Source organism: Thioalkalivibrio sp. (genome assembly GCF_041690275.1).
Taxonomy (GTDB): Bacteria; Pseudomonadota; Gammaproteobacteria; order Ectothiorhodospirales; family Ectothiorhodospiraceae; genus Thioalkalivibrio.
On the sequence record NZ_JAWLHP010000016.1, the window covers coordinates 1 to 2,471 of the forward strand.

General features: G+C 69.4%; 2 protein-coding genes. Both read left to right on the forward strand.

Features of this window, described 5'->3' with window-relative positions; genetic code table 11:
- Positions 1-229: 229 nt before the first annotated feature.
- Positions 230-1,030, forward strand: coding sequence for an undecaprenyl-diphosphate phosphatase (locus tag ACESMN_RS04495; protein ID WP_373052394.1), 801 nt, complete (start codon positions 230-232; stop codon positions 1,028-1,030).
- Positions 1,031-1,215: 185 nt separating this feature from the next.
- Complete coding sequence (tsaD, locus tag ACESMN_RS04500; protein WP_373052433.1) at positions 1,216-2,247, forward strand: tRNA (adenosine(37)-N6)-threonylcarbamoyltransferase complex transferase subunit TsaD; 1,032 nt, start codon at positions 1,216-1,218, stop codon at positions 2,245-2,247.
- Positions 2,248-2,471: the final 224 nt, after the last annotated feature.

Below are 2,471 nucleotides of genomic sequence, written 5' to 3' on the forward strand. Positions count from 1 at the left end.
CAGGAGGCTCGCCTCCTGCCGCGGAAGCAAGCTCAAGCGCGTGAAAGCGGGAGCAAGCTCCCGCACTCCACAGCGCCAACCCGGCGCAACAGAGCGCAGACCGTCCAGCCAGTGGCCGGCCTCGAAGGCGATCGTTGACGCCAGCGCGTCTCTCGACTCAAGCGCCAATTTGTCCCGACTGCAGGCATGCTCGTGCTCTGCTTGGTGAGAAAATCGAAGGGAGAAACGGATGGACTGGTTGCAGGTGTGGGTGCTGGCGCTGGTGCAGGGCCTCACGGAGTTCCTGCCGATCTCGAGTGCGGCCCACCTGATCCTGGTGCCGGTGCTGACGGCCTGGGAGGACCAGGGACTGGCCTTCGACGTGGCGATCCACGTCGGTACGCTGGTCGCGATCGTGGCCTACTTCCGGCACGAGGTGGCTGTTGTCACGCGCGCCTGGGTCCGGCAGGTCGGCGGCAACGGCGCGACACCCGAGTCGATGCTCGCCTGGGCGGTGATCTTCGGTACGCTGCCGGCGGCGCTCGCGGGACTGATCTTCGCGGGGGTGATCGAGGCGCACCTGCGTTCGCCGCTGGTGATCGCGACCACCACCATCGGCTTCGCGCTGCTGCTGTGGCTGGCCGACTGGCGCGGCCGCGGCAGCCGCGACGAGTTCGGCATCCGCTGGCGCGACATCCTGATCGTGGGCGGCGCGCAGGCGCTGGCGCTGATCCCCGGGACGTCCCGCTCCGGGATCACGATGACCGCGGCGCTGCTGCTCGGCTTCTCCCGTCGGGCGGCGGCGCGCTATTCCTTCCTGCTGGCGATCCCGATCATCGCGCTTGCCGGCGGCTACCAGACATTGCAGCTGGTGCAGGCGCCGCCGGACACGGTGAACTGGCTGCAGATCGGAGTCGGGGCCATCGTCTCCGGGGTGGCGGCCTGGCTCAGCGTGCACTGGTTCCTGAAGCTGATCGAACGGATCGGAATGCTGCCCTTCGTGGTCTACCGGTTGATCCTTGGCGTCATTCTGCTGTGGATCTTTCTGTAACGAGAAAATCGGGCCACGTAAGAACACGGATGGACAGGGAAGAAAGGATTAAAGGTCTGATAAATGGCTGTTTTTCTTCTTCGGTCCGGGTGTTTCCGTGTTCTTCCGTGGCTCATTCGCATTCTTCGGGGTGGCCCGGGGCGATGAAGCTGGATTGGGAATCTGGATTGGAGTGAGATGTGAGTTTGCGCGTACTGGGAATCGAGACCTCCTGTGACGAGACCGGAGTCGCGATCGTCGATGCCGAGGCGGGGCTGATCGCGCACCGGCTGCACAGCCAGGTGGATCTGCACGCGGTGTACGGGGGCGTGGTGCCGGAGCTGGCGTCGCGCGACCACGTGCGGCGGATCCTGCCGCTGCTGCGCGAGGTGCTGGACGAGGCCGAAATGGAGGGTACGGAGCTCTCCGCGGTGGCCTACACCGCCGGTCCCGGCCTGCTCGGCGCGCTGCTCACCGGCGCGTCGGTGGCCCGGTCGCTGGCCTATGGCTGGGGCATTCCCGCGCTGGCGGTGCATCACCTCGAGGGGCACCTGCTGGCGCCGCTGCTGGACGACGCCTCGCTCAGCTTCCCGTTCCTGGTGCTGCTGGTCTCCGGCGGGCACACCCAGCTCATTCACGCCCGCGGCCTGGGCGACTACGAGTTGCTGGGCGAGAGCATCGACGATGCCGCCGGGGAGGCCTTCGACAAGACCGCGAAGCTGCTCGGCCTGGGCTATCCGGGCGGGCCGGCGCTGTCTCGGCTCGCGGAGACCGGAGACGCCGGTGGCCTCCGGCTGCCACGGCCGATGCTGGACCGCCCGGGGCTGGACATGAGCTTCTCGGGCCTGAAGACGGCGGTGCTGACCGCGGTGCAGAAGGGAAGTCATGCCCCGGCGGCGATCGCCCGTGCCTTCGAGGAGGCGGTCAGCGATACCCTGGTCGAGAAGACCCGCCGGGCGCTGGAGGCCAGCGGCGCTCCCGCGCTGGTGGTCGCGGGCGGGGTCGCCGCCAACCGGCGCCTGCGGGCCGGCCTCAACGCGATGGGCGCGGCGCAGGGGGTGCCGGTCTTCTTCCCGCGCCCGGCCTTCTGCACCGACAACGGCGCGATGATCGCGCTGGCCGGTCTGCGCCGCCTCCAGGCCGGCGCGGTCGATGAGGGTCTGGCGATCCGGGCCCGCGCCCGATGGCCGCTCGCGGAACTGCGGCTGGAAGAGGCGGCGGCCGGACCGATCGGCTGAGAATCGCGCGTGGGAGCGGCTTCGTGGGAGCGGCTTCGTGGGAGCGGCTTCCAGCCGCGATTCCCAGCGGCCGTGTAGTGGTAGCCTCGTGGGAGCGGACTCGTGGGAGCGGCTTCCAGCCGCGATCCCTTAGCCAGGCCAGATCGCGGCCGGAGGCCGCTCCCACGAGGGGCATCGCGGCCGGAGGCAGGGGCCATCGCGGCCGGAGGCCGCTCCCACGAGGG

Excerpts from the sequence above, each read along its gene's own strand:
- ACESMN_RS04495 (WP_373052394.1), top strand. The coding sequence starts at position 230 with ATGGACTGGTTGCAGGTGTGGGTGCTGGCGCTGGTGCAGGGCCTCACG.